The sequence below is a fragment of the Amorphus sp. MBR-141 genome (genome assembly GCF_053628695.1).
This window is the reverse complement of record NZ_JBRJGW010000030.1, coordinates 14033-35955: the sequence shown is the minus strand read 5'-3', so window position 1 is coordinate 35955 and position 21923 is coordinate 14033. Positions and strand designations below refer to the sequence as shown.

Here is a 21923-nt window from a genome sequence, read left to right as displayed (position 1 = left end):
AGCTACGCCGGGGCCGTCTCGGTTACCGCGGGGGTATGACGCCGGTGGTGCGCCGGAAAGCCGAGGCCGTCGGATGGGCCACCTTTTTGAACGCTGGTCTGGCCACGGTTGAGTAGGCGCAGGCCATTGAGAACGACCAGCAGCGATGCGCCGACATCAGCCGCGATGGCACCCCATAGCGATGCAAGGCCGACCACTGTCAGTGCCGTGAACACGAGCTTCACGGCGATGGAAAACGCGATATTCTGATGGATTACAGAAAGCGTCGCGCGCGAATGCCTCACCAGCCAGGGAAGCTTCGAGAGGTCGTCCGACATGAGTGCCACATCGGCCGTTTCAATAGCGGCGTCGCTGCCCATGGCGCCCATGGCGATGCCGAGATTGGCCCGCCCCATTGCGGGAGCATCGTTGACTCCGTCGCCGACCATCGCCACCGATCCGTAGCGCCGCACCAAATCCTCGACCGCCGCCACCTTGTCGCCGGGCAGAAGTTCCGCCCGGACCTCATCGATGCCCGTCTGCTTTGCAATCGCCTCCGCCGTTGCGCGATTATCCCCCGTGAGCATCACGACGTGTTCGATCCCGGCGCGGTGAAGGGCTGCAACAATGTCCTTCGCTTCCGGCCTGACGGCATCGGCAACGGCGACGAGCCCCCAGACCTCCTGACCATCGCCGACCGCGACGATTGTGCGACCAGCGCTCGAAAGCGCGTCGGCCCGCTGCAGAACTTCGGCTGAGTTGATGCTCCGTTCCTCAATGTAGCGGCGCGAGCCGAGCCACATCTCACGCCCGCCCACTCGACCGACGACGCCTCGGCCAGTGATCCCTTGGACAGCCTCGGCAGGCTCGGCGGCGATCTTCAGTTCGGCGGCTTTCGCCAGGATGGCGCGAGCGATGGGATGTCCGCTGCGCGCTTCAAGGGCCGCGGCCAAGCCGAGGAGCTCCCTTTCACCGCGGCCTCCAAGCGGCACGATCTCAACGACCTGCGGCCGCCCTTCGGTGAGAGTGCCCGTCTTGTCCATGGCGATGGCTTTCAGGTGCGCAGGCGTTTCGAGATGTGTGCCGCCCTTCACAAGAACGCCCTGTTTCGCCGCGCCGGCGAGTGCCGCCACGATGGTCACCGGTGTCGAAATCACGAGGGCGCAGGGACAAGCGATCACGAGGAGAACGAGAGCCCGGTAGAACCAGACCTCCCAGGCACCGCCGAAGAGCAGGGGCGGAACGAGGAAGATCGCAACGGCGAGTACCATCACGACGGGCGTGTAGACGCGAGCAAACTTCTCCACCCATTGCTCACTGGGCGCGCGTCGGCTCTGCGCCGAACCGACCATGCGGATGATCTGGGCGAGCGTCGTGTCATTCGCCGCTTTGGTGGTCACGACCTCAATTGCACCCTCGCCGTTGATGGTGCCGGCGAAGACCTCGTCGCCCTCCGCCTTGAATACGGGGACGCTTTCACCGGTGATCGGTGCTTGGTTGACCTCGCTCTCGCCGGCGGCAACCCGACCGTCGAGAGGCACCTTGTCTCCCGGTCGGACGATGATATGCGCGCCGACCCGAACCTGGGCCGCCGGGACGTCGCGCTCGGAGCCATCTTCGAGCTTGACGCGTGCAGTCGGCGGCGCGAGCTCCATGAGGGCAGCAACCGCCCGGCGCGCGCGACCAAGACTCCACGCCTCGAGCGCCAGCGCCAATGCAAAAAAGAACGAAACAGTGGCAGCCTCGAACCAGGCGCCGATGCCAATTGCCCCCGCGACCGCAACCATCATCAGCAGATTCATGTCGGGCCGAAGTCGCTTGGCCGCGAGCCAAGCTTTGGGCGCGACGTAGCGCGCCGCGCAGAGTACCGCGACTGCATAAAGAACTATGCTCGGCAACGGGGTCGAGCCCAAAGCATGTTCGCCTGCCTCAAAGGCCGCGATGACACCGCCCCCAAGCCAGGCGTGAACTGCAAAGCCGAGCGCCGTGAACACGCCGCTTGCGGTTGTCAGCCACGACTGCACTTGCTTGCGCCGCCCTTCAGCCTGCGCGGCTTCGCTAGTGCCGCCTTCGGTCCACGGCTCGGCACGCAGACCAGCGCGGACCACCGCCTTCTCGACCCGGGTTTCAAGCGCGGCGTCCGGTGTCATGTCGATGGACATGCGGCCGTTGAGGAGATCAAAGGCGAGGTGGTCTTCCCCGACCAGCGGTCCAACCTCGCGCTTCAGCGCCGCGACCTCGTCGGCACAGTCCATGCCGTGAATGCGATATACGATTTGACCGGGCAACCGGGTCGGAATCGGCGGCCTGAGAGCCTCTTGCACACCGGCAGCACAGCCGCACGCCGCACTTTCTTGCACTCCAGCGGGCTCGGGCGCAGCGGAGGGGATTGCTGTCGGCATCCATGGTTCGGCGCGCATGCCTGTTCGAGCTACCGCATCCTCGATCGCATCGGGAGCCGCCCGATTCTGCGGAGCCACCGTCATCATCCCTCGAGTAGTGTCGAACGCGAGCTTGTCTTCACCGACGAGCGGCCCGAGCTCCCGGGTGAGGGCTGCTACCTCGTTTTTGCAATCGAGACCATGGACACGGTAAAGCATTGCTTCGGCCGTGCCGTCCCCAATCAAGGAGGCACGCATGCCAGTCGGCGCGACACGACGGATGATCTCATCGACCGTTGCCTGCCGTTGCGGCGCGATCGTCATCAGCCCCTTCGCTGCGTCGAAGGTAAGCCAAGCCTCGCCCCCCACCAGCGGACCGATCTCACGATTGAGCGCCGCGACTTCATTCTTGCAGTCGAGCCCCTCGACCCGGAACAGCAGTGCCGGCTGCTGCGCCGGCTCCTGCAGAAGATGCGCTCGCATGCCTGTCGTAGCGACCGCCCGCTGCACCGCATCGACCGTTGAAACGTCCTCGGACATCACCTCCATGACGCCGGCTTGAGTATTGAAGGACAGCTTGTCGTCGCCGCCAACGACCGGCCCCACCGCGGCACGAAGTGCGCGAACCTCATTTTGACAATCTAAGCCGTCGACTTTGAAGCGCAGCGAGCTTGAATGGCTTATCGTCGCGGCGTCAGCAGTCATCATCGTCTCCATACCGGTGTCATTGAGTTCAGCTCAAACACGTCCTCACTCTCTCGCTAACCATACATCCTGTAGTCACTACAGAAGCAAGGGGGAAACTCGTACTTTGTCACACGAAGTGCGGACGCCCGCGGCGTCGGCGATCATGCATCTCGCCGCCGAAGGGAGCGGCTCATGATCATGACTGGGTGAGTGCCAGCGGAGGCAACCTGACATCGCCGCCCGAAGTCCGGAACGTGAGAACGTCCGCGGAGCGACCTGTCCGCGAATTGCGGCAAGGGGTTGCCGCACGGGCACGGTCCGGCCGCTGCAAGACGACGACCTGAACCCGGCGGCTCAATGGCAGGTCTCTCGGCATAGCCTCGTTCGAGCTAGATCGTGCCACGGAACAGGCCGTCGACCATGTCGTAGATGACCCAGGCGAACGCGCCCATGATTGGCAATGCCGTTGTCACCACACCGAACGCTCTGCCAGGCGAACCATGAGGGTAGCCACGGAGGAAGGTGATACGTCCGACCGCGAATAGCACGACCGTTCCCATAATGAAGGCGAGCGGAGCGTCGCCCTCGACGGTGGCGAGCGCCATGACGGCAAAGGCCGCCAGTGTCGCGTGCTCGAGCGTGTTCTGCAGGAAGGCCAGCGGAACTCTTAGCCGCTCGCTCGGCGGGCCGTAGGCGGAGCCCGCGGTGTCGTGCGCCGATTTGCGCCGGAGCCTCGCAATGATTCCGACGCCGACCAAGACCCAAAGCATGATGAGCAGGCTTGCCCGCGCGGCGAAGGCCAGCCGCTCGGCCGTCTCTGCCGGAAATTCGAGCTGCTGCGGCAGCCACCGGACGGCCGCTCCGAGGACGGGCGCGCAAAACAGGAAGGACAGCGCAGCCTGACGGCGGACGCGTGCCATCTCGGCGGCCAGGTCTTTCGGTATTGGGGGCTTGTTCATCGTCCACCTCCCAGCGGTTGCCAGTCAGGTCTCTGCGGCCATCTTTCGGCTTCACGCCCGACAAGCAGAAGCGAGAACAGGTCAACGACAATTAAGGCGTCAGCGAAGTTGAACGCCGGGCCTGCGGCCGTCCGGGCGTCGGGGGTGAAGTTGCCCTCGCTCAACGTTGCTCCGCCTTTTTTCCGGTCTCCAACGGGATGACCTCCCGGAACTTCCCACCGCGACCCTGCTCCGGCGGCTCGCCGCCGCGCTCGACAGCGACGTGTTCAAGCCCATGCTCGGCAAGCACCTTCCGCAGACCTGCTTCGGCCTCGCGCCAGACGGTGTCCGCATTCACTGTCGGCGCGATTTGCAGACGCAATTCAAGTCTGTCCGGCTCGGACTGCGCGACCTGAAAGAGCGTGACTCCGCGAACAGCCTCAACCGGCTGGCTGAGCGCCAGCGGAGGCAGTCTGACCTCCCCGCCTGGCGTGCGGAACGTGAGAACGTCGGCGGAGCGCCCCTGCACGCGGATAGCGGGCAAGGGGTTGCCGCATGGGCACGGGTCCGGCCGCTGCAGCACACTGTCGCCAAGATCGTATCGCAGGATCGGCTGCACGCGGTTGGCGAGATTGCTGATCAGCACCGTGTGCGACTGCTCGCCTGGAGCGACCGGGCGGTAGTCGGCGTCGACCGGCTCGAACGCCACCCAGTCGGCGTTCACGTGCAGCCAACCTTCGCGGCACATCGAACTGAGATACATACATTCCGAGGCGGCATAGCTGTTGCCGACCTTGGCGTTGAACACACGCGCAATTCGGCCGTACTCCTCCTGCGGCAGACCTTCGGCCGAGAGGGCCAGCAGCGCGGGATGGATGTCGAGCCGGCCGGCCTCTTGCTCGTCGGCGAGCATCGCGGCCATGCTGGCATAAGGCGCAAGCAGCGCCGGCTGGAAACTGTTCAGGCGAGCCACAAGCTCTGTCATCGGCATGTGCGCCGAAAGCACCTCGACCTGCTTTCCGCGCCGCTCCTTCAGGCGTGCCGCGGCAACGGCCGAGGCGAAATGGCCGCCGGTCGCCATCACCATCGCCATCCGCCTGCGGCGGGCGAGGATCTTGAGGAAGTCACTCGGACTGAGCCAGTCACCAACCCAGCGGAGCATCATGGCAGTCACGACCGCCATCGTGCGACCGTCGACCAGAAAGATGCCGCGGCGGCCGGTCGTGCCGGAGGTGGTCATCACGGTGTATTTTCCGAGGAACCACTCTCCGATCCGGCTGGGATCGTCGACGAGCGCTTCTGCAGCCTTGAGCGTGACGGCGCGATCGGTGCACCATTCGTCGAAGCGCTCCATGAGCAGCTTCTTGTCGGTGACCGGGAGCTGCTCGGCGCTTTCGATCCGATCCGGCAGATCACAGTACAGCTCGCGGTAGTACGGCGAGTTGGCCCGGGCATGGGCGACCATGTCGGCGAGACGGGCGCGCTGGCGTTGCGCGATTGCGCCCACGCCCTTCTTTCGTGTGCGCCAGGCGTCCCAGATCAGGCTTACGACATGCTCGGTCATAATCGTTCTCGGGTTCACACACCTCCAGCGATTCGCTATACCTACTTCCTTTAGCTACTACAGAATCAACCCCTGATGATCACTATCGGAGCCTTGTCCAAACTCACGGGCGTCAATATCGAGACGATCCGCTATTATGAGCGGATCAAGCTGATACCGCCCCCGCCACGAACCGACAGTGGACGACGCCTCTACGGAGCAGAGGACGTTCGACGGCTCACGTTCATCCGCCATGCCCGGGATCTCGGCTTCGATATCTCCGCCATCAAGACGATGCTAGCTCTCCAGGAGATGCCCGAAGCTTCTTGCGAGCAGGTAAGCCAGATCGCTACCGATCAGCTTGAGGCCGTCGAGAGTCGGATCCGCCGTCTACTCGGGCTTAGGACCGAGCTCACCCGGATGATCAAGGAGTGCGACAACGGGAAAGTCGCGACTTGCCGGATTATCGAAGTTCTCGCTGACTCCCCCGGTCACCCGGAAGTGCCATCACATGCACGAGCACGAGGATCGCGGCGGCGCAGACAATCGCCGCGTCAGCGAGATTGAAAGCGGGCGAATGGCGGCCCACTCTGTGCTCCTCGTCCTTGCCGCAAGGCAGGGCGTTCCTACAATGGGGCGATTTAACTCGAAAGGCCAGCGTTTGGACGGTTGCCATCGACGCGGCAGCAGGGCGGTTCTATCCAATAATCGTCATCGGTCTGGTACCTGGCCCGGCAGGACAGCGAAGGGGTACACGAAGGGTGGGGGGACGATCTCGCCGCGCAGGAGCTGCGATACGAACGTCCCCGCACCCTGGGCAAGATAGGTCTTGTACGCCGTAACCGCGAACGTGTCAGGATCCATTCGAGACGTGAATTCATTGATCTCCAAGAGGCTCTCGGACGGCCGGACATCGATATTCGCATTCAGAACGTATCGACGAAGCTGCGGGTCCATAAGATCGAGCTGGACTGCATAAGCAATGAACTCATGCCACTCGGGCCGCAGCTTGACCGGGCCTCCCCTGACGGCTTCCCAGATCGCCATGTGCGCCAACTCGTGCCGGAGGAAGGAGTCTGCCAGCGCCGAACTCCACGGCAGCCCCCAGGGTCTCACTTGGGACTTGCGATAGAAGGTGATTTCCGCCTGTTGCCCGTCAAAATAGCCATGAACGGAGGCACGCTCCGCTGAGCGCACAATGGCGCGGTCGGCAAAGCGCAGCGTGATCCTGGGCGTCACTTCGATCCCGATGCCTCTGAAATACGCAACGATGTCGGCCAACGCCCCGCATGCCTCATCTAGCTCGGCGGGATCGCCGTAGAGGACAGTGACACCTTGGTTGCCGCAATTACCCTGCGGCTCGGCCCGGGCGCCATCTAGCGCAAAGCCCCCGCTCACCCCCGCTCCTAACAGCAGCAATGCAAGGATCGTCTGACGGTCAACCATCACCACCTTCTGTGTTGTGCGGGTCGCTGACATGCTGGAATCGCCGCTGAGCGGAGACGTGCCCCGGCAAGATCGGTGCCGAAGAGCTGACATCCCAGGCACCGCCCATGAGCGATGACGAGGCGAAAAACCGCTCGGGGAACGTTTCGCATCACGATGAACAGCTTCCCCGGTAGAGCGAAATCGATCCACTAAGCGTTGGAATGACGATCGTCTCCTCCACGTGCCGGAACCCGGCTGAGTGCATAAGGTCCGGCAGCACTCCTCGGGCGTTCGGTTCAGTATTCGCGAATCCGTCGAGGTTCTGAATGACGCCTCTGAAGAGAGCCCGCATGAGCGGCGTACGCTGCAAGCCATAATCCGCAATGTGAATCTCGCCACCGACCCCAAGCGCCGCGTGCATGGCGGCGAGTGCAGCCACTTTCTCTTTCATCGGCACTTGATGGAAAACGAGGCTCGACACGACCTTTGTCGGCTGCCGTCCCTCTAGCAACTCAGCCACTTGCCGCGCGAAACCGATGTGCAGCTCGACCGCAAGGCCAGCGGCGGCGACTCTCTTCCGCGCAAGCGTCAACACTGCAGGGTCGGGATCAATCCCTATGAGCTGGGCGGACGCTGCAGCCTTCCCCAGGCGCACGAGAAGCGACCCGGTGCCGCAGCCAACATCGACGATCACGTCACCTGGGCTTGGATAGTCCTGCGCGATGTGCGCGCTCCTCCATCGATGCTCGCGTGTGAGCGCTGCTACCCCAAAGTCGTAGAAGGGGGTGAGCCAGTGATGCCCGGCGGCGGGCGTGTAGGTCATATCAGACGGCACGGAAATTCCCTTCGTTTCTTGCAATCCTACATCCTGTAGCGACTACAGATTCAAGCTTAAATCGTCGCGGAGGCCAATGATCCTGCTGCAACCGCAATAACGCTGATCCCGTGCCGTGCCATAGCCGCTAACGCTGGCTGCCCGGGTCTCGATGGACTCACCGGGCCCACCAAGCCGGTTGCGCAAACTGCTAATCGCTCCAAGCGATAGCGTCAGGTCTCCAGCACTGCGCTTCTGCGATTGAGCCAGAAACCCCCAACCAGAATTGCCAGGACGACCAGTTGGGCTAGCACTGTCTCGGTTGTAGGGAACAGCCCAAGCATCTGGATGCGCGGTACGCCCGTGAGCGGTACGACTCCCAGGATTCCTGCCTCCTGGAGACCCGCTATTCCCTTTCCAGCGAGCACGATGGCAAGGACCGCGATGAGAATGGCGCTCAACGAAAAGAACTGGGTGATCGGCAAGCGGGTGCTGTAGCGGAGCATGATCCAAGCCAGCACGGCGAGCAGCACCGCCGCCGCCGCCGCGCCGCCCAGCATCGCCAAGCCGTTTCCCTCGGCCCAGAGCGCGGCATAGAAAAGGATGGTTTCGAAGACTTCCCGATAGACGACGACGAACGCCAGCAAGAACAGGAACCACCCTGACCGCCTGGACAGCGTGCGTCATCTTCTCCTTGATGTAGCGTTGCCAGGCCTCGGCACTGCTTTTCCCGTGCATCCAGATTCCGACCGTCACCAGGATGACTGCGGCGAAGAGCGAGCCGAAACCCTCGGTAAGCTCCCGCGAAGCCCCGCTGATACCAATGAAATAAGTGGCGATGAACCAGCTGGCTACGCCAGCGGCAAGCGCCGCCACCCATCCGCCATGAACGAAGCCGAGGACTTCGGTGCGCTCCGTCTTTCGGAGGAAGGCGATCATCGCGACCACAATCAGCAACGCCTCAAGCCCCTCGCGTAGCAGGACGCCGAAGGCACCAAGGAAGCTTGATGCGCTGCTTGCCTTTTCCGGCGCCAGCACGGCCTCGGCTTCGCCGAAGAGGCCTGCGAGCTCTTGATTGGCGGCTTGGACTTCGGCAAGCGGGCGCGACTCGCTAATCGCTGCCCGAAGAGCGCCCATCGCTTGTTCGATCCTCGCCATCAGCCCCGGATCGCGAGCCGCGAGCATCGGCTCCACGGGCTCGAATCCGTCGAGATAAGCGGACAAGGCAAGATCGGTGGCCGCCTTCCGATTCCCGGCCGCATAGGCTTTGAGGCTCGCATCGAGACGTTCGCGCGTGAGTGCGAGCGAACCGTTAGCGCGCGCCGTGACTGAGTCTGGATGCCGGCGCAGATAGGCAGTCACGGCGTCAGCCTTGCCGAGACCAATTTCGGCGGCAAGCGACGCCGGCGTCGCGCCGACGAACGCCGCCATATTGGGATATCTCTGGCGAAGAGAAGCATCATCGCGCCACAGCCTCTGGCCACGTCCTGCCTCAGAGGTCGGGTAGGCGAAGGTCCCGACGTAGAATGCGAGCGCCCAGCGGTCCTGGTCAGGAAGCGAATCGAAGCCGGCCATCGCCGTGCCGTCGAGACCCTGGGTGATGACCTGATAAAGGCCGAACAAGCTGCGTTGATCGGCGCGAACCTTGTCGCTGAACGCGATCGGGGGCGGATCAAGCCCGACTGAACCCGGGCCATGTCCATCGCCTGTTGCGCCGTGACAGGATGCACAATTCTGAGCGTAGAGCGCGGCCCCGCTCGCGAGGTCCGGTGGCGCCGTCGGGGCGAGCGGCACGGGGTAGGCAGCGAGCAGGGCGGACGCGAGCGCCCTTGATTGTGCGGCGACTTCAGCTGGGGGCGCCTTGGCGGCGATCGCGGCACGCAACACCCTCGTCTGGCGCAACAGGTCGGCCTTGCCGCTCTTCTGGGGCAAGGATCCGAGCCTGGTTTCTACCTGGCCCGCGAACTCCACCATCTCCGCATATTCGGCCTCACTGCTAACGCGCCCGCCGGAGACCGCACCGGCGTAGTCGACGGCAACATAGTCGAGCAGCCGCCACACGGTCTGGACTTCCATTTCGCTCGCAATCGCCTGACCCGGCACGATTTGCGATAGAATAGCGGAAAGCAGCATTACGAACGCACAACGACACTTCTTTTCGACGGCTCTCATGCGGGGGCGAACAGGACCGTGGAACAAGCGCATCTACCAGCCTCTAGTTGAGAATCATTCGCGCAATACTCCTGTAGTCCCCACAGGATCAAGCCACGAATTGGAAGCCTGCCGGCGGTCACTGACCGCTTGCGTCGCTCACCAGCAGACTGAGGTTTCATCGCATGCGCGCGAACATTGCAGAATGTCAGTCGCCGGAGGCATTCTAAGCAAAAACGGCCCCGAAAGGCCGTTCTTACCTACTTGATTTTCCTATGGAAAACTGGAGCGGGCGAAGGGATTCGAACCCTCGATCCCAACCTTGGCAAAAGGTTGGCGCACCCATCAGGATTCGAACCTGAGACCTCTACCTTCGGAGGGTAGCGCTCTATCCAGCTGAGCTATGGGTGCATCTAAAAACGCCGACTGCTTACGCAGTGCTTACGTGAGATGGGCAAGCCGGAAAACATAATTTCGCGTTTCAGGCAAGCCATTGTTTCTACGTTTCTTTTCTCTCTCCAATTTTTCCGTCGGCCCTTGACATCAGCCTTCGGAGGGCAGCGCTCTATCCAGCTGAGCTACGGGTGCCAGGCGCGGCCGGGGCCGCGCATCGCCTGATCGGCGCGAACAAGGTCGCGCGAGCCCCTTCCATATAAGATGACGGCGCCCGCTTCAACGGCGCGAACGCGCTTCGGCACGAGTTTCTGCAGTGACCGATACTCCCTCCTCGCCGACGAGCGCCCGGCGCAGGTCCGCCCCGGCCGGCACAGGGCGATCTGGCGGGTTCCCTGCCGGGCGGCTCAGGTCGAAAGCGACTGGAAGCGGCAGCGTCGACGGCTCAGGCCCTTCAGATTGCCCGGACCCGGACGGCCCCTACCCCCGTCCGTCGCGCCGGCCGGCGATCGCGGCGGCGAAGTCGTCGGCGCGGAAGGGCGCAAGATCGTCGATCCCCTCGCCGACGCCGACGAAATGCACCGGCACCTGGTGGCGCGCAGCGATGGCGACGAGGATGCCGCCGCGGGCGGTGCCGTCGAGCTTGGTCATCACCAGCCCGGTGACGCCGACCGACTTGGTGAAGATCTCGACCTGGTTCAGCGCGTTCTGGCCGGTGGTGGCGTCCAGCACGAGCAGCACGGCGTGCGGCGCCTCCGGCATCTTCTTGCGGATGACCCGGACGACCTTTTCCAGCTCCGCCATCAGCTCCGCCCGGTTCTGCAGGCGGCCGGCGGTGTCGATCAGGATGGCGTCGGCGCCCGAGGTCGCCGCCTCCTCCAGGGCGTCGTAGACGAGGCCGGAGGCGTCGCTGCCGGTCGGACGCGAGACGACGCGGCTGCCGGTGCGCTCGCCCCAGATCTTCAGCTGCTCCACCGCAGCGGCACGGAAGGTGTCGCCGGCGGCCAGCACCACGGTGCGGCCCTCGCGCTTCAGCTTGGCGGCGATCTTGCCGATGGTGGTGGTCTTGCCGGTGCCGTTGACGCCGACCACCAGCACCACGAACGGCTTCTTCGTGCCGTCGATGGCGAACGGCACCTCCACCGGCGCCAGCACCTTCGCCACCTCCTCCGCCAGCACCTGGCGCAACGCGTCGTCCTCGATCCCCTTCTGGTAGCGCGCGTCGGACAGCCGCTCGGTCACCGCCATCGCCGTCTCCACGCCGAGGTCGGCCTGGATCAGCACGTCTTCCAGGTCCTGCAGCGTCTCCGCGTCGAGCTTGCGCTTGGTGAACAGGCCGGTGACGCCCTCGGTCAGCGACGACGAGGTGCGGTCGAGGCCGCTGATGAGCCGCCGGAAGAAGCCCTGCCGGGTCTCCGGCGCCGCCGTCAGCGCGTCGTCGGCAGCAGGCTCGGACGCGGTCTCCGCGACCGGCGTGTCCGCGTCCGCGCCGGTCGGTTGGTCTTCCGGCGGGACGAGATCGAACGCGCCGACAGGCGCGTCGGGCGCCTTTGACGCGTCGTCCTGGGCCGCGGCGCCCTCGTCTTCCGGCCACGGCGCCTCGCCGGCCACCTCTGCGACCGGCGTGTCCGCGCCGCTTGCCGCAGCGGCCTCGGCGGAGGCCTCGGACGGGCGGCGATCCTCCTCGACGGCCGTATCCGTCCCCTCGCTGGCGGCGGGGTGGGTCCGGTCGGGCGCCCCCGATGGCGCCGCCGCATCGCCCGCAGCCCGGTCTTCCGTCGCCGGGGTCTCCGGCAGCTGCTCCTCGGCCGGGCGGCCGCCGAACAGGCGCCGCCACATGCCGGGCTTCTGGCCGCCCGTGTTCTGACCGTCGCTCATGCCGCCTCCGGGACCGGTTCGCCAAGCAGCCGGTCGCGCTCGGCGCCGACGATGCGCGTGGTCACCAGCGCCCCGGCCGGGCCGGACACCGCCACCGGCGTGAACCCCTCGGTGCGGCCAAGCCCCTCGCGCTCGATCAGCACCTGGCGCACCTGGCCCACTTCGGACGCCAGATGAGCGGCAAAGGCGCGCGCGCCCTCGGCACGCAGCCGCGCCGCCCGTGCCTTGACCACCGGCCGGGCCAGCTGCGGCATGCGCGCCGCCGGGGTGCCGGGACGCGGCGAGAACGGAAACACGTGCAGGTGGGTCAGCCCGCAGTCGGCGACCAGCGCCCGGGTGTTCTCGAACATCGCGTCGGTCTCGGTGGGAAAGCCGGCGATCAGATCGGCGCCGAACACCACGTCCGGGCGCAGCGCCCGCACGTCGGCGCAGAAGCGGATCGCGTCGTCGCGCAGATGCCGGCGCTTCATGCGCTTCAGGATCATGTCGTCGCCGGCCTGCAGCGACAGGTGGAAGTGGGCCAGCAGCCGTGGCGCGTCGGCGATCGCCGCCATCAGCGCCGGGTCGACCTCGATGGAATCGATGGACGACAGCCGCAGGCGGGGAAGATCGGGGACGTGGGTCAGGATCTTCTGGACGAGATCGCCAAGCTTCGGCGTACCGGGCAGGTCCGGACCGTAGCTGGTGAGATCCACGCCGGTCAGCACCACCTCCCGGTAGCCGTTGTCGACGAGCCGGCGGACCTGGTCGACCACCAGGCCCATCGGTACCGAGCGCGCGTTGCCGCGGCCGAAGGGGATGATGCAGAAGGTGCAGCGGTGATCGCAGCCGTTCTGCACCTGCACGAAGGCGCGCGCCCGGCCGTCGAGGCCGTCGACCAGGTGCCCGGCCGTCTCGCGCACGCTCATGATGTCGTTGACGCGGACCCGCTCGCCGGCGCCGATGCCGAAGCGGGCGAGATCGCTCCAGGTCTCGGCCTGCGTCTTCGCGTCGTTGCCGAGCACCAGGTCGACGGCGTCGATGTCGGCGAACGTCTCCGGCTCGGTCTGGGCCGCGCAGCCGGTGACGACGATCTTCGCCGTCGGCCGCTCGCGCCGCAGCCGGCGCACGGTCTGGCGCGCCTGGCGCACCGCCTCGCTGGTGACGGCGCAGGTGTTGACCACGACGAGGTCGGTGTGGCCGGCGGCTTCCGCCTCGCGGCGGATCATCTCCGATTCCAGCGTGTTCAGGCGGCAGCCGAGCGTCAGCACGTCGACGCCGCCGCCCGCCCGCTCGGCAGGCGTGCCGCTTGCGGCCGTTTCGATCTCGGGCGTCGTCATGGTCAAGGTGCAGGCTCTTTCGGTGGCGCCGCGCCCCATGGTTCGGCGCGGGTCTGGTCTCGGCGCGGGGATGGGAAGAGTCAACCCGCGGCGGTGGCCGGCGCGGCGGCATCGCGCAGGAAGGTGCCGAATTCGGGATCGAGCGTGCCGGCGAAGTCCGTTTCCACGGCGCCGGCCATCACGATCGTCCCATCCTCGCCGATGCCGATTTCCAGGTCGCCGCCGGGCAGCCCGATCGTCACCGAGCGGCCGGTCCGCCCGGTCCTGAGGCCCAGCGCCGCCGTCGCACAGGCGGCCGTCCCGCAGGCCCGCGTCAGGCCGGCGCCGCGTTCCCAGACACGGATGTCGATCCGGCCGGGGTCGACCACCCGCGCCAGCGTGGCGTTGATGCGGCGCGGAAACAGCGGGTCGTGCTCGATCGCCGGGCCGATCCGCGCAAGGTCGACCGCCTCCGGATCCGCGACCCAATAGACGATGTGCGGGTTGCCGACATTGACGACGCTGCCGGCGCCGAGGCCGGCCGCCTCCGCGGCGGCGACGCCGCGCACCGCGTCCGTGTCGGCGACCGCTTCGGCAAGCGGGATGTCGGCCCATCCGAACCGCGCCCTGCCCATGTCGACGGCGATCACGCCGTCGTCTCGCCGCCACGCCCTGAGACGCCCGCCGAGGGTGCTGATCGACAGCGCGCTGGTATCGGCATCCGAAATCAGCCGGTCGGCGATGCAGCGGGCGGCGTTGCCGCAGGCCTCGACCTCGCCGCCGTCGGCGTTGGCGATCCGCATGAACACGTCGGCGCCGTCCGGGTCGGGCTCCAGCGTCACGATCTGGTCGAACCCGATGCCGCCGTCGCGCGGCGACAGGCGCCGGATCGCGTCGGGCCGCAGCGCGATCGACGCGTCGCGGCCGTCCAGCACGACGATGTCGTTGCCAAGGCCGTTCATCTTCACAAAGGGGATCGAGGGTTTCATCGGATCGCTGCGCTTCTGCTGTCCCCGCTATATGGCCGATCTGCGTCCTCGGAAAAAGGGGCGCCCCGCATCACCGCGTCTGACCGGCCGCCCGGCAACGCCCACCAGAACCGGCCGATCGCGCACCAGGGCGACGGCAAGGCGACGCCACACGGCGTAGGGAATGGCAATGCAGCCGGCCGTCGGCAGCAGTCCATCGCGGCTGCAATGCAGGAAGACCGCGCTTCCCCGGCCGCGCACGCGGGGTGCCTGATTGTGGTCAGTGATCACGACCACGTCATAGAGATGGTCGTCGCGCGCGAGCGTTTCGTGCGAGGCGGCGAACGGCAGGCGGACGTGGCGGTTGTAGTGCGCCGAGGCCGGGTCGTCGGCCCAGCCGTCGTCGCGCCGGATCGCCCGCACGGCAAGGTCGCCTCCCGGCAGCGCCACCCGGTCGGCCCGGAAAAGCACCGCGAGCGGCCGGAACCGGCCGATCGGCGTGACGCCATCGCCTTCCGTCTTGAGGGCCGACATCCCGCCCTTCCCCAGCGCGCAGGCGATCACCCGACCATCGACGCTGAGCAGCCCCTGGGTGGGCCGCCCCGGCCGTCGCCGCACCACGATCGGTCCGGCGGCGCTTCGCAGACGGCCCCGCCGCCGCAGGCCGGGCACGACCGGCCTCATCCTGACCTCTTGACTTGGAGGACGCCGGCCAGCCTTTCGGATAATAAGGGTTGCATAGGCTTCTGTGTCTCTTGATGATTCGCAGACCCGCGACGGATCAGATGGAACCGCCTCGGCGACAACACGTGGCTCCGGCTGCAGGTGATTGAGCATATCCCCCCCGTTTAGATAGCTTCAATCCGAACGGCGTATGCTCCGCGCAACTGAAGGGCTCCAGAGGACGATTGATGACCGCCCGCAAGATCCTGATCATCGACGATGACGAAGACCTCCGCGACGGCCTGGCCGAACAGCTTGGACTTTACGACGAGTTCAGGGTTCTCCAGGCGCCGACGGCCGGCGAAGGCATGGAAACGGCCAGGCAGGAGCGGGCCGACATGGTGCTGATGGACGTCGGCCTGCCCGACCTCGACGGCCGGGAGGCGGTGAAGCTGCTGCGCAAGTCCGGCTTCAAGGCGCCGGTGATCATGCTCACCGGCCAGGAGGGCGATTCCGATACGATCCTCGGCCTCGAGGCCGGCGCCAACGATTACGTCACCAAGCCGTTCAAGTTCGCGGTGCTCCTCGCCCGCATCCGCGCCCATCTGCGCCAGTACGAGCAGAGCGAGGACGCCACCTTCGCCATCGGCCGCTACTCCTTCCGTCCCAGCGCCAAGCTGCTCGTCGACGAGCGCGGCGCCAAGGTGCGGCTGACGGAAAAGGAGACGGCCATCCTCAAATATCTCTACCGGGCCGGCGAGCGTCCGGTGACGCGCGACGTGCTGCTGCACGAGGTCTGGGGCTACAACTCCGGCGTCACCACCCACACGCTCGAGACCCACATCTATCGCCTCAGGCAGAAGATCGAGCGCGACCCGTCCAGCGCCGAACTCCTGGTGACAGAAGGCGGCGGCTACATGCTCGTTCCGCAACCGTCCGAAGGCGAGGCCGAGACTCTATGAGTCTGACCCGCGATATCGCGGTGATGCGCACGACGCCGCTGCTCGCGGGGATGACCGACGAGCAGTTGCGGCTGCTCGCCTTTTCCAGCGAAGCCCGGCGTCTCGAGCCGGGCGAGCTGCTGTTCGAGATGAACGTGCCGGCGACCGGCGCCGGCGTCGTGGTGTCGGGGCGGCTGTCGGTCAGCGATTCCCCGCGGGCCGATCGCGCGCCGCGGACGCTCGGTCCCGGCAGCATCGTCAACGGGCTGGCGCTGCTCCTGGAAGGGCGCCCGAGCGCCCGTGCCGTCGCCGAGGAGACCTCCGAGGTGATCGTTCTCGGCCGGACCCAGTTCCGCAAGATCCTCGTCGAGTATCCCGAGACGGCGCGCGAGCTACAGACCCGGCTCGCCCGGAACCTGCTCGCCATGACGGCCGACCTCGATGGCGTCCGCGAACGGCTGCTGGCCGTCGAGCAGCAGCCGTCGACCAAGCGGCTCTAGAGCGTTTCCCGTTCAGATCGAAGCGATCTGAACGAAGAGAGATTGCTCAAGGTATTGATTCCGAAGCCATTTCTTATCCGCCAGGTGTCACCACCTGACCGGAAAAGGCTCTAGTGACTGCGGGCCACGCTCTCGTTGAGCGCCAGGAACGCGTCGAACGCCATCGGCCGCCCGAAGTAGTTGCCCTGGGCGTGGCGGATACCCAGCTTGCGCAAGGCCGTGGCCTGCTCCTCCAGCTCGACGCATTCCGCGATGACGTCGATGTTGAGCGACGAGCAGATCCGCAGGATGCCGTCGACGATCGCCAGCTTGTGCGGATCGAAATGGATGTCCTGGATGAGCTGGCGATCGATCTTCACCTGCCGCACCGAGTAGGAATCGATCTGGATCAGCGACGAGAAGCCGGCGCCGAAGTCGTCGAAGGCGAAGCTCAGGCCCCGATCGGCGAGTTCGCGCAGCCGCTCGCCGATGTGGCCCTGGTCGCGGTCGGTGACCGCATCCTCCGACATCTCGATGATGAAGTCGCGGTAGCTGACCAGCTCGGTGTTCAACAGTTGGCTCAGCAGCGTCAGGAACTCGTGGTTGCGGATCTGGCTGCGCGAGATGTTCATGGAAAACGGCACGGCATCGGCGAAGGCGGTCTTGTAGATCGCCATGTTCTCGACCACCTGCCGGGTGATCTGCGCGCCGATCATCGGCGCCGTCTCGATGGGCGAGGTGAAGGTGAAGCCGGCCCCCGTGGCGCCCGCCTCGTCGAAGTGCTTGCGGATGGAAGCGCGGGTATCCTCCGGAAAGAAGGCGAGCGCCGCGTCCAGGGTGGGCGCCTGGCCGGGCGGCAGGTCGTGGATCCGGAACACCTCGTCCGACCAGGAACTCACCCGCGTCTTCAGGTCGAAGTGCCACTGGCCGGTCTTCGACATCTTCTCGACGCGCGACAGCGCCGCGCCCATCCGGCGGACGGCGGTCGCGTCCAGGTCGTTGTCGACGATCTGCAGCGCAACCCTGGCGATGTCGGAAAAGGCGGCGTCGAGCCCGGCCGCAACGCCGGTGGCGCCCAGCACGGCGATCGTCACCCGCGCGACGTCTTCTTCGAGCGCCCCCGGACGGAACGCCACGGTGGTCACCGTCGCCCCGGCAGGCGCGTCCGGCGTGGGATAGCTGCCGATATCGGAAGGGCCGGCCTTCTCGAAGGAGGCGGCAAGCGCGGCCTCGAGGCGCCGGGCGGTCGCATCATCCGGCGCGGAGACGCCCTTCCAGACGCGCCCGTCCATGGTCACGGCAACGCCTGCGCCCGCGGCATCGAACATGCGGCGGACCAGCGCCGCCACTGTAGCCGCCTCGGCCCGCTCCCGTCCGGCCGGTCGTCCCTGCTCCCCAAACAGACTTTTCATCAGCGACTAGTCAGCGTCCTTCGCGAATGTGTGCGGGTGCTCGCAGGGCCACCAAATTGTGCTATCGAACAACCTCCCCACGCCGGCGCAACCCTCCAGTTGCGCCCCGTGAACGGCCGGCCTCGCCACGCGTGTATTCACTGCGGTGGCGTCGCCGAAAGCATGCAATTTATGAACGCAACTGTTGGCAATTGGAACCGATAGATTTGGAAAAGATATGCGGGCGTTAAGTACAGGGCAAAGACTGGGGGCGCCGGGTGGCAGCACCAATCTGGTCACGGCTTGACAGCATGAGCGATCCCTCGACATCCGTTTGCCCGATTTGCGAAAGTACGGCCTTCACCCGCGGACCCAATGGCCGGCTGTCGCCCGAGGGCGCCCTGCCGCGCTGTGCCGGCTGCCGCTCGCTGGAGCGCCACCGAGCCTACCGCACGGCGTTCGTGGCGCTGGATCCGGCCCGGTTTTCCGCGCTCGAAGCCCTGCAGTTCAGCCCGGACCCGGTGATCGAGCCGGGCTGGTTCGCCCATCACGAGATCTCCGAGTACGGCACCGCCACCGAACTCGACCTGCAGGCGATCGACCGGGCCGACGCGTCGTTCGACGTGGTGATCGTCAACCACGTCCTGGAACACGTTCCCGACGATCTCGCGGCGCTGCGCGAGCTCGACCGCGTGGTGCGCACCGCCGGCTTCGTGTTCCTGTCGGTGCCCGATCCCGCCCGCGTTCCGGCGACGCGGCACTATGGCCGGGCCCGCGAGGACAAGCACGGCCACTGGCGGGTCTATGGCCCCGACATCGTCGCGCGCTTTGCCGAGGCCCTGCCGCACTGCTTCGTGGTCACGCTGCAGCCGTCGGACCCGGTGACCGGCGCGCCGGACACCGCCTATCTGATCACCCGCTCCGAGCGCGTCGCCGCCGATGCCGCCCGCCGCCTCGGTACCGCCGGTATCGCCGCGACGCGCCAGGCCCCGGCCGGCTGAGGGCGATCCCGTCCGCCGGACCCTTCTGCGCACAGCCGGCCTCACCCATCGACAGCAAACCGCGTCGGATCGTAGATATCGAACCCGTTGCTTTGATTCAGATCCGGTCGACCTCGACGGGACATGCTCTAACGGAACCGCGGCTCCGCGCGGCCGTCACCGCAAGAAATCGGGAAGTCTGATCCGTGGCACAGAACCCCTACGAGATCCTCGGCGTCGCTGCAGACGCGCCCCACGACGAGATCCGCAAGGCCTACCGCAAGCTCGCCAAGAAGAACCACCCGGACCTGAACCCGGGCGACGCCGCGGCGGCGGATCGGTTCGCCGAGATCGCCGGCGCCTACGACATTCTCGGCGACACCGAGAAGCGCGGCCGCTTCGACCGCGGCGAGATCGACGCCAGCGGCAACGAGCGCCCCGCGCCCGGCTACTACCGCGACTACGCCGAGGCTCCCGAAGGCCACCCCTACGCGTCGTCGGCCGGCTACGAGGACCTGGGCGACATGTCGGACTTCTTCTCCGACATCTTCGGTGCCAGGGCCCGCGGCGGCGGCGCGGGTGGCGGCTCGGTCCGCATGCGCGGCCAGGACGTGCGCTACCACCTCGAGGTCGACTTCCTGGAAGCCGTCGCCGGCGCCACCCGGCGGGTGACCATGCCGGACGGCAAGGCCCTCGACATCGCCATTCCCGAGGGCCTGAACGACGGCCAGACCCTGCGTCTCAAGGGCCAGGGCGGCCCGGGCTACGGCGGCGGCCCCTCCGGCGACGCCTACGTCGAAATCACCGTGCGGCCGCATCCGCGCTTCACCCGCGAGGGCGACGACCTCGTGCTGGTGCTGCCGATCGGCATCGACGAGGCCGTCCTCGGTGCCAGGGTCGAGGTGCCGACGGCGACCGGACGGGTGACCATGACGATCCCGAAGGGCGCCAGCGGCGGCCGCACGCTGCGCCTGCGCGGCAAGGGTGTGAAGAAGCGCGGCGGGACCGGCCACGGCGACCAGCTGGTGCGGCTGCAGATCCGCCTTCCCGACACGATCGACGAGGAGCTGGCCGCCTTCATGGAAACGTGGCGCGCCCGCCACGCCTACGATCCGCGCAAGACGATGGGAGAGGGCCGATGAGGTACACGGAAGAGCAGGTCGTCGCCGACATCCGCAGCCTGACGGTCGAGCGCCTGCGCGGCTGGGTCGCCGAGGGATGGATCGTCCCGGCCACCGGCGAGGCGGCGATCACCTTCACCGAGATCGACGTCGCCCGGGTGCGGCTCGTATGCGAGCTGACCGACGAGATGGCCGTCGGCGAGGAAGCCGTGCCGGTCATCCTGTCGCTCATCGACCAGGTCCACGGGCTTCGCTCCGAGCTGAAGCGCCTCGCCTCTGCGATCGAGCGCCAGCCGGAGCCGGTGCGCACGGCAATCCGACAGGAGGTCGCGGCCCTTCGCGCCGACTGAGCCGGCGCGCTACCCGACGATCACGTGGTCGGCGACGTTGCCGTCCGGATCGATCACCGCGTCAAGGTCGAGGGCCTCCTCGCCCGGCACGCGGATGCGCTTGAAGGTCATCTCGTCGGCATCGAGCGGGATGGTGGCGTCGAAGCCCATCTTGGCGCCGACGCCGTCGTTCGTCGACGGATCGAGCTTGGAGCCGAGCGCCTTGCCGACGATCACCAGATCCTGGTCCGCCTGGAAGCGCGTGGCGACCGCCCACTCCACCTCGTCCGGATCGTGGATGTCCACGTCCTCGTCGACGACCACCACGTGCTTGATGTCGTAGTGGGCGGCGAACGCGGCGAGGATGACGTTCTTGGCCTCGCCCTCGAAACGCTTCTTCATCTTCACGTAGAGATGATAGCGGCACACGCCGCCGCGCGGCAGGTGCACGTCGCGCACGCTCGGGAACGACCGCTGGATCGAGGTGAGGATCGTCGCCTCGCGCGGGATGCCGCCGAGGATCAGGTGCTCCAGCCCGCCGCCGACGATGGTGTGGAATATCGGCGAGGTCCGGTGGGTGACCACGTCCACCTCGATGACGTGGCGCTTGGCACGCGGACCGTAATATTGCGGGAACTCGCCGAACGGCCCCTCGGGCTCGCGCGCCTCGGCCAGCACCCGCCCCTCGAGGACGATCTCGGCGTCGGCCGGCACCCGGATCTCGCTCGACAGGCACTTCACCACGGGGATCGGGCTCCCCAGCAGCGCCCCCGCGGTCTCCATCTCGTCCTGGTCGAGGGGCAGGATGGCCTGGGAGGCGAGCAGCAGCGCCGGGCTGGCGCCGATGACGATGGCCACGTCCAGGTCGTGCCCCTCGGCCACGGCCGCCTCGAAATAGTTGAGCGTGTGGCGCGGCAGCAGCAGCACGCCCAGCCGGTTCTTCCCCGACACCTGCAGCCGGTGGATCGCGACGTTCTGGGCGCCGGTCTTCGGGTTGCGGGCGATCATCAGTCCAGCGGTGATGTAGGCGCCGGAATCGTGCTCGTTGTGGGTCGGGATCGGCAGGACCTCCGTCAGGTCCGGGTCCCGGTGGACCACTTCCTGGCAGGCAGCGCCCGTCGTCTCCGTCCACGGGATCGGCTCGCGCACCGCCTGCTGGAAGCGCGGCAGCAGCTCGCTCTCGTCGATGCCGAGGGATTCCGCCATCCAGGCACGCTGGGAGGTCAGCCCCGAGACGACCGGGACGGCATGGCCGTCCGGCGACGGAAACAGGGTCGCCTTCACCCCGTCCAGCCGGTTGGCGATGCCGGCGATCTCGAAATCGAGATTGGTGTCCGGCCGTGCGATCGCCAGCCGGTCGGTGGCGGCCAGATGGGTGAGCCACGCCCGCAGGTCGTAGAAGGCCCGGTCGTTCCTGAGCTCGCCGCTGCCGCGGTGCTCGGCTGCCGTGTCGGACGTGGTGGCCACGATCCCCTCCGTGATGGTGTCTGGCGGATCTCCCGTCCGGACCGGTCCGGCCCCGGACGGGACGCAATGTCTCGAGCCGTCGAGCGGCCAGCCG

General features: G+C 66.7%; 18 protein-coding genes, 1 tRNA gene and 1 pseudogene. 6 read left to right on the top strand and 14 right to left on the bottom strand.

Annotated elements, in window-relative coordinates:
* Positions 1-2: 2 nt before the first annotated feature.
* The 3 genes from ACSSVZ_RS25225 to ACSSVZ_RS25215 all read right to left on the bottom strand — a co-directional run bounded on the left by ACSSVZ_RS25225 (position 3) and on the right by ACSSVZ_RS25215 (position 5549).
* Positions 3-3065 carry a heavy metal translocating P-type ATPase gene (locus tag ACSSVZ_RS25225; RefSeq protein WP_372090857.1) on the bottom strand — a complete coding sequence of 1021 codons (3063 nt, stop codon included), beginning with the start codon at positions 3063-3065 and terminating at the stop codon, positions 3-5.
* A 371-nt stretch (positions 3066-3436) separates the two neighbouring features.
* The gene (locus ACSSVZ_RS25220; RefSeq protein ID WP_372089429.1) at positions 3437-4006 is read right to left on the bottom strand and encodes an MAPEG family protein; all 570 of its coding nucleotides are present in this window, start codon (positions 4004-4006) and stop codon (positions 3437-3439) included.
* Between the two features lie 160 nt (positions 4007-4166).
* A complete protein-coding gene (locus tag ACSSVZ_RS25215) occupies positions 4167-5549 on the bottom strand; it encodes a phenylacetate--CoA ligase family protein (protein WP_372089430.1) in 1383 nt (460 codons plus the stop codon).
* A 75-nt stretch (positions 5550-5624) separates the two neighbouring features.
* Here ACSSVZ_RS25215 and ACSSVZ_RS25210 point away from each other — a divergent pair, with 75 nt between their 5' ends.
* Positions 5625-6095: a MerR family transcriptional regulator gene (locus tag ACSSVZ_RS25210; RefSeq protein ID WP_372089431.1), complete on the top strand. Its 471-nt coding sequence runs from the start codon at positions 5625-5627 to the stop codon at positions 6093-6095.
* A 144-nt stretch (positions 6096-6239) separates the two neighbouring features.
* Here ACSSVZ_RS25210 and ACSSVZ_RS25205 read toward each other — a convergent pair whose 3' ends face one another.
* The 9 genes and pseudogenes from ACSSVZ_RS25205 to ACSSVZ_RS25165 all read right to left on the bottom strand — a co-directional run bounded on the left by ACSSVZ_RS25205 (position 6240) and on the right by ACSSVZ_RS25165 (position 15142).
* On the bottom strand, positions 6240-6974 hold the full coding sequence (locus ACSSVZ_RS25205) for a DUF6639 family protein (protein ID WP_453973549.1): 735 nt from the start codon (positions 6972-6974) through the stop codon (positions 6240-6242).
* Between the two features lie 151 nt (positions 6975-7125).
* Positions 7126-7815 (bottom strand): class I SAM-dependent methyltransferase, encoded by a 690-nt coding sequence (locus ACSSVZ_RS25200; protein ID WP_372089432.1) that lies wholly within the window; start codon positions 7813-7815, stop codon positions 7126-7128.
* Between the two features lie 188 nt (positions 7816-8003).
* Positions 8004-8417: an FTR1 family protein gene (locus tag ACSSVZ_RS25195; protein WP_422070281.1), complete on the bottom strand. Its 414-nt coding sequence runs from the start codon at positions 8415-8417 to the stop codon at positions 8004-8006.
* Positions 8418-8493: 76 nt separating this feature from the next.
* A pseudogene (locus ACSSVZ_RS25190) lies at positions 8494-9744 on the bottom strand (c-type cytochrome); the annotation flags it as partial.
* Positions 9745-10255: 511 nt separating this feature from the next.
* Positions 10256-10332, bottom strand: a tRNA-Arg gene (locus ACSSVZ_RS25185).
* 462 nt (positions 10333-10794) lie between these two features.
* Positions 10795-12192: a signal recognition particle-docking protein FtsY gene (gene ftsY / locus ACSSVZ_RS25180; RefSeq protein WP_453973547.1), complete on the bottom strand. Its 1398-nt coding sequence runs from the start codon at positions 12190-12192 to the stop codon at positions 10795-10797.
* Positions 12189-13400, bottom strand: coding sequence for a tRNA (N(6)-L-threonylcarbamoyladenosine(37)-C(2))-methylthiotransferase MtaB (mtaB, locus tag ACSSVZ_RS25175; RefSeq protein WP_453973560.1), 1212 nt, complete (start codon positions 13398-13400; stop codon positions 12189-12191). Before mtaB ends, ftsY begins: the two co-directional genes overlap by 4 nt.
* A gap of 191 nt (positions 13401-13591) precedes the next feature.
* A complete protein-coding gene (gene dapF / locus ACSSVZ_RS25170) occupies positions 13592-14479 on the bottom strand; it encodes a diaminopimelate epimerase (protein WP_453973545.1) in 888 nt (295 codons plus the stop codon).
* A 27-nt stretch (positions 14480-14506) separates the two neighbouring features.
* Positions 14507-15142 carry a L,D-transpeptidase family protein gene (locus ACSSVZ_RS25165; RefSeq protein ID WP_453973544.1) on the bottom strand — a complete coding sequence of 212 codons (636 nt, stop codon included), beginning with the start codon at positions 15140-15142 and terminating at the stop codon, positions 14507-14509.
* A 227-nt stretch (positions 15143-15369) separates the two neighbouring features.
* Between ACSSVZ_RS25165 and ACSSVZ_RS25160 the strand changes: the two genes are divergently transcribed.
* Positions 15370-16083, top strand: a complete 714-nt coding sequence (locus ACSSVZ_RS25160; protein WP_453973543.1) for a response regulator transcription factor — start codon at positions 15370-15372, stop codon at positions 16081-16083.
* Entirely contained in the window at positions 16080-16562 is a 483-nt protein-coding gene (locus ACSSVZ_RS25155; RefSeq protein WP_453973542.1) for a cyclic nucleotide-binding domain-containing protein, read from the top strand. Before ACSSVZ_RS25160 ends, ACSSVZ_RS25155 begins: the two co-directional genes overlap by 4 nt.
* 110 nt (positions 16563-16672) lie before the next feature.
* Here ACSSVZ_RS25155 and ACSSVZ_RS25150 read toward each other — a convergent pair whose 3' ends face one another.
* Entirely contained in the window at positions 16673-17953 is a 1281-nt protein-coding gene (locus ACSSVZ_RS25150; protein WP_453973541.1) for an EAL domain-containing protein, read from the bottom strand.
* A 290-nt stretch (positions 17954-18243) separates the two neighbouring features.
* Here ACSSVZ_RS25150 and ACSSVZ_RS25145 point away from each other — a divergent pair, with 290 nt between their 5' ends.
* The 3 genes from ACSSVZ_RS25145 (at position 18244) to ACSSVZ_RS25135 (ending at position 20383) form a co-directional block, all read left to right on the top strand.
* Positions 18244-18933 (top strand): class I SAM-dependent methyltransferase, encoded by a 690-nt coding sequence (locus ACSSVZ_RS25145; RefSeq protein WP_453973540.1) that lies wholly within the window; start codon positions 18244-18246, stop codon positions 18931-18933.
* Positions 18934-19118: 185 nt separating this feature from the next.
* A complete protein-coding gene (locus ACSSVZ_RS25140; protein ID WP_453973539.1) occupies positions 19119-20054 on the top strand; it encodes a DnaJ C-terminal domain-containing protein in 936 nt (311 codons plus the stop codon).
* Positions 20051-20383, top strand: a complete 333-nt coding sequence (locus ACSSVZ_RS25135) for a hypothetical protein (RefSeq protein ID WP_453973538.1) — start codon at positions 20051-20053, stop codon at positions 20381-20383. The genes ACSSVZ_RS25140 and ACSSVZ_RS25135 overlap by 4 nt, the downstream gene beginning before the upstream one ends.
* 9 nt (positions 20384-20392) lie before the next feature.
* Here ACSSVZ_RS25135 and ACSSVZ_RS25130 read toward each other — a convergent pair whose 3' ends face one another.
* A complete protein-coding gene (locus ACSSVZ_RS25130) occupies positions 20393-21754 on the bottom strand; it encodes a UbiD family decarboxylase (protein WP_453973558.1) in 1362 nt (453 codons plus the stop codon).
* Between the last annotated feature and the right edge of the window lie 169 nt (positions 21755-21923).

Excerpts from the sequence above, each read along its gene's own strand:
- ACSSVZ_RS25225 (WP_372090857.1), bottom strand. The coding sequence starts at position 3,065 with ATGACTGCTGACGCCGCGACGATAAGCCATTCAAGCTCGCTGCGCTTC.
- ACSSVZ_RS25220 (WP_372089429.1), bottom strand. The coding sequence starts at position 4,006 with ATGAACAAGCCCCCAATACCGAAAGACCTGGCCGCCGAGATGGCACGC.
- ACSSVZ_RS25215 (WP_372089430.1), bottom strand. The coding sequence starts at position 5,549 with ATGACCGAGCATGTCGTAAGCCTGATCTGGGACGCCTGGCGCACACGA.
- ACSSVZ_RS25210 (WP_372089431.1), top strand. The coding sequence starts at position 5,625 with ATGATCACTATCGGAGCCTTGTCCAAACTCACGGGCGTCAATATCGAG.
- ACSSVZ_RS25205 (WP_453973549.1), bottom strand. The coding sequence starts at position 6,974 with ATGGTTGACCGTCAGACGATCCTTGCATTGCTGCTGTTAGGAGCGGGG.
- ftsY (WP_453973547.1), bottom strand. The coding sequence starts at position 12,192 with ATGAGCGACGGTCAGAACACGGGCGGCCAGAAGCCCGGCATGTGGCGG.
- mtaB (WP_453973560.1), bottom strand. The coding sequence starts at position 13,400 with ATGATCCGCCGCGAGGCGGAAGCCGCCGGCCACACCGACCTCGTCGTG.
- dapF (WP_453973545.1), bottom strand. The coding sequence starts at position 14,479 with ATGAAACCCTCGATCCCCTTTGTGAAGATGAACGGCCTTGGCAACGAC.
- ACSSVZ_RS25165 (WP_453973544.1), bottom strand. The coding sequence starts at position 15,142 with ATGAGGCCGGTCGTGCCCGGCCTGCGGCGGCGGGGCCGTCTGCGAAGC.
- ACSSVZ_RS25160 (WP_453973543.1), top strand. The coding sequence starts at position 15,370 with ATGACCGCCCGCAAGATCCTGATCATCGACGATGACGAAGACCTCCGC.
- ACSSVZ_RS25155 (WP_453973542.1), top strand. The coding sequence starts at position 16,080 with ATGAGTCTGACCCGCGATATCGCGGTGATGCGCACGACGCCGCTGCTC.
- ACSSVZ_RS25150 (WP_453973541.1), bottom strand. The coding sequence starts at position 17,953 with ATGAAAAGTCTGTTTGGGGAGCAGGGACGACCGGCCGGACGGGAGCGG.
- ACSSVZ_RS25145 (WP_453973540.1), top strand. The coding sequence starts at position 18,244 with ATGAGCGATCCCTCGACATCCGTTTGCCCGATTTGCGAAAGTACGGCC.
- ACSSVZ_RS25135 (WP_453973538.1), top strand. The coding sequence starts at position 20,051 with ATGAGGTACACGGAAGAGCAGGTCGTCGCCGACATCCGCAGCCTGACG.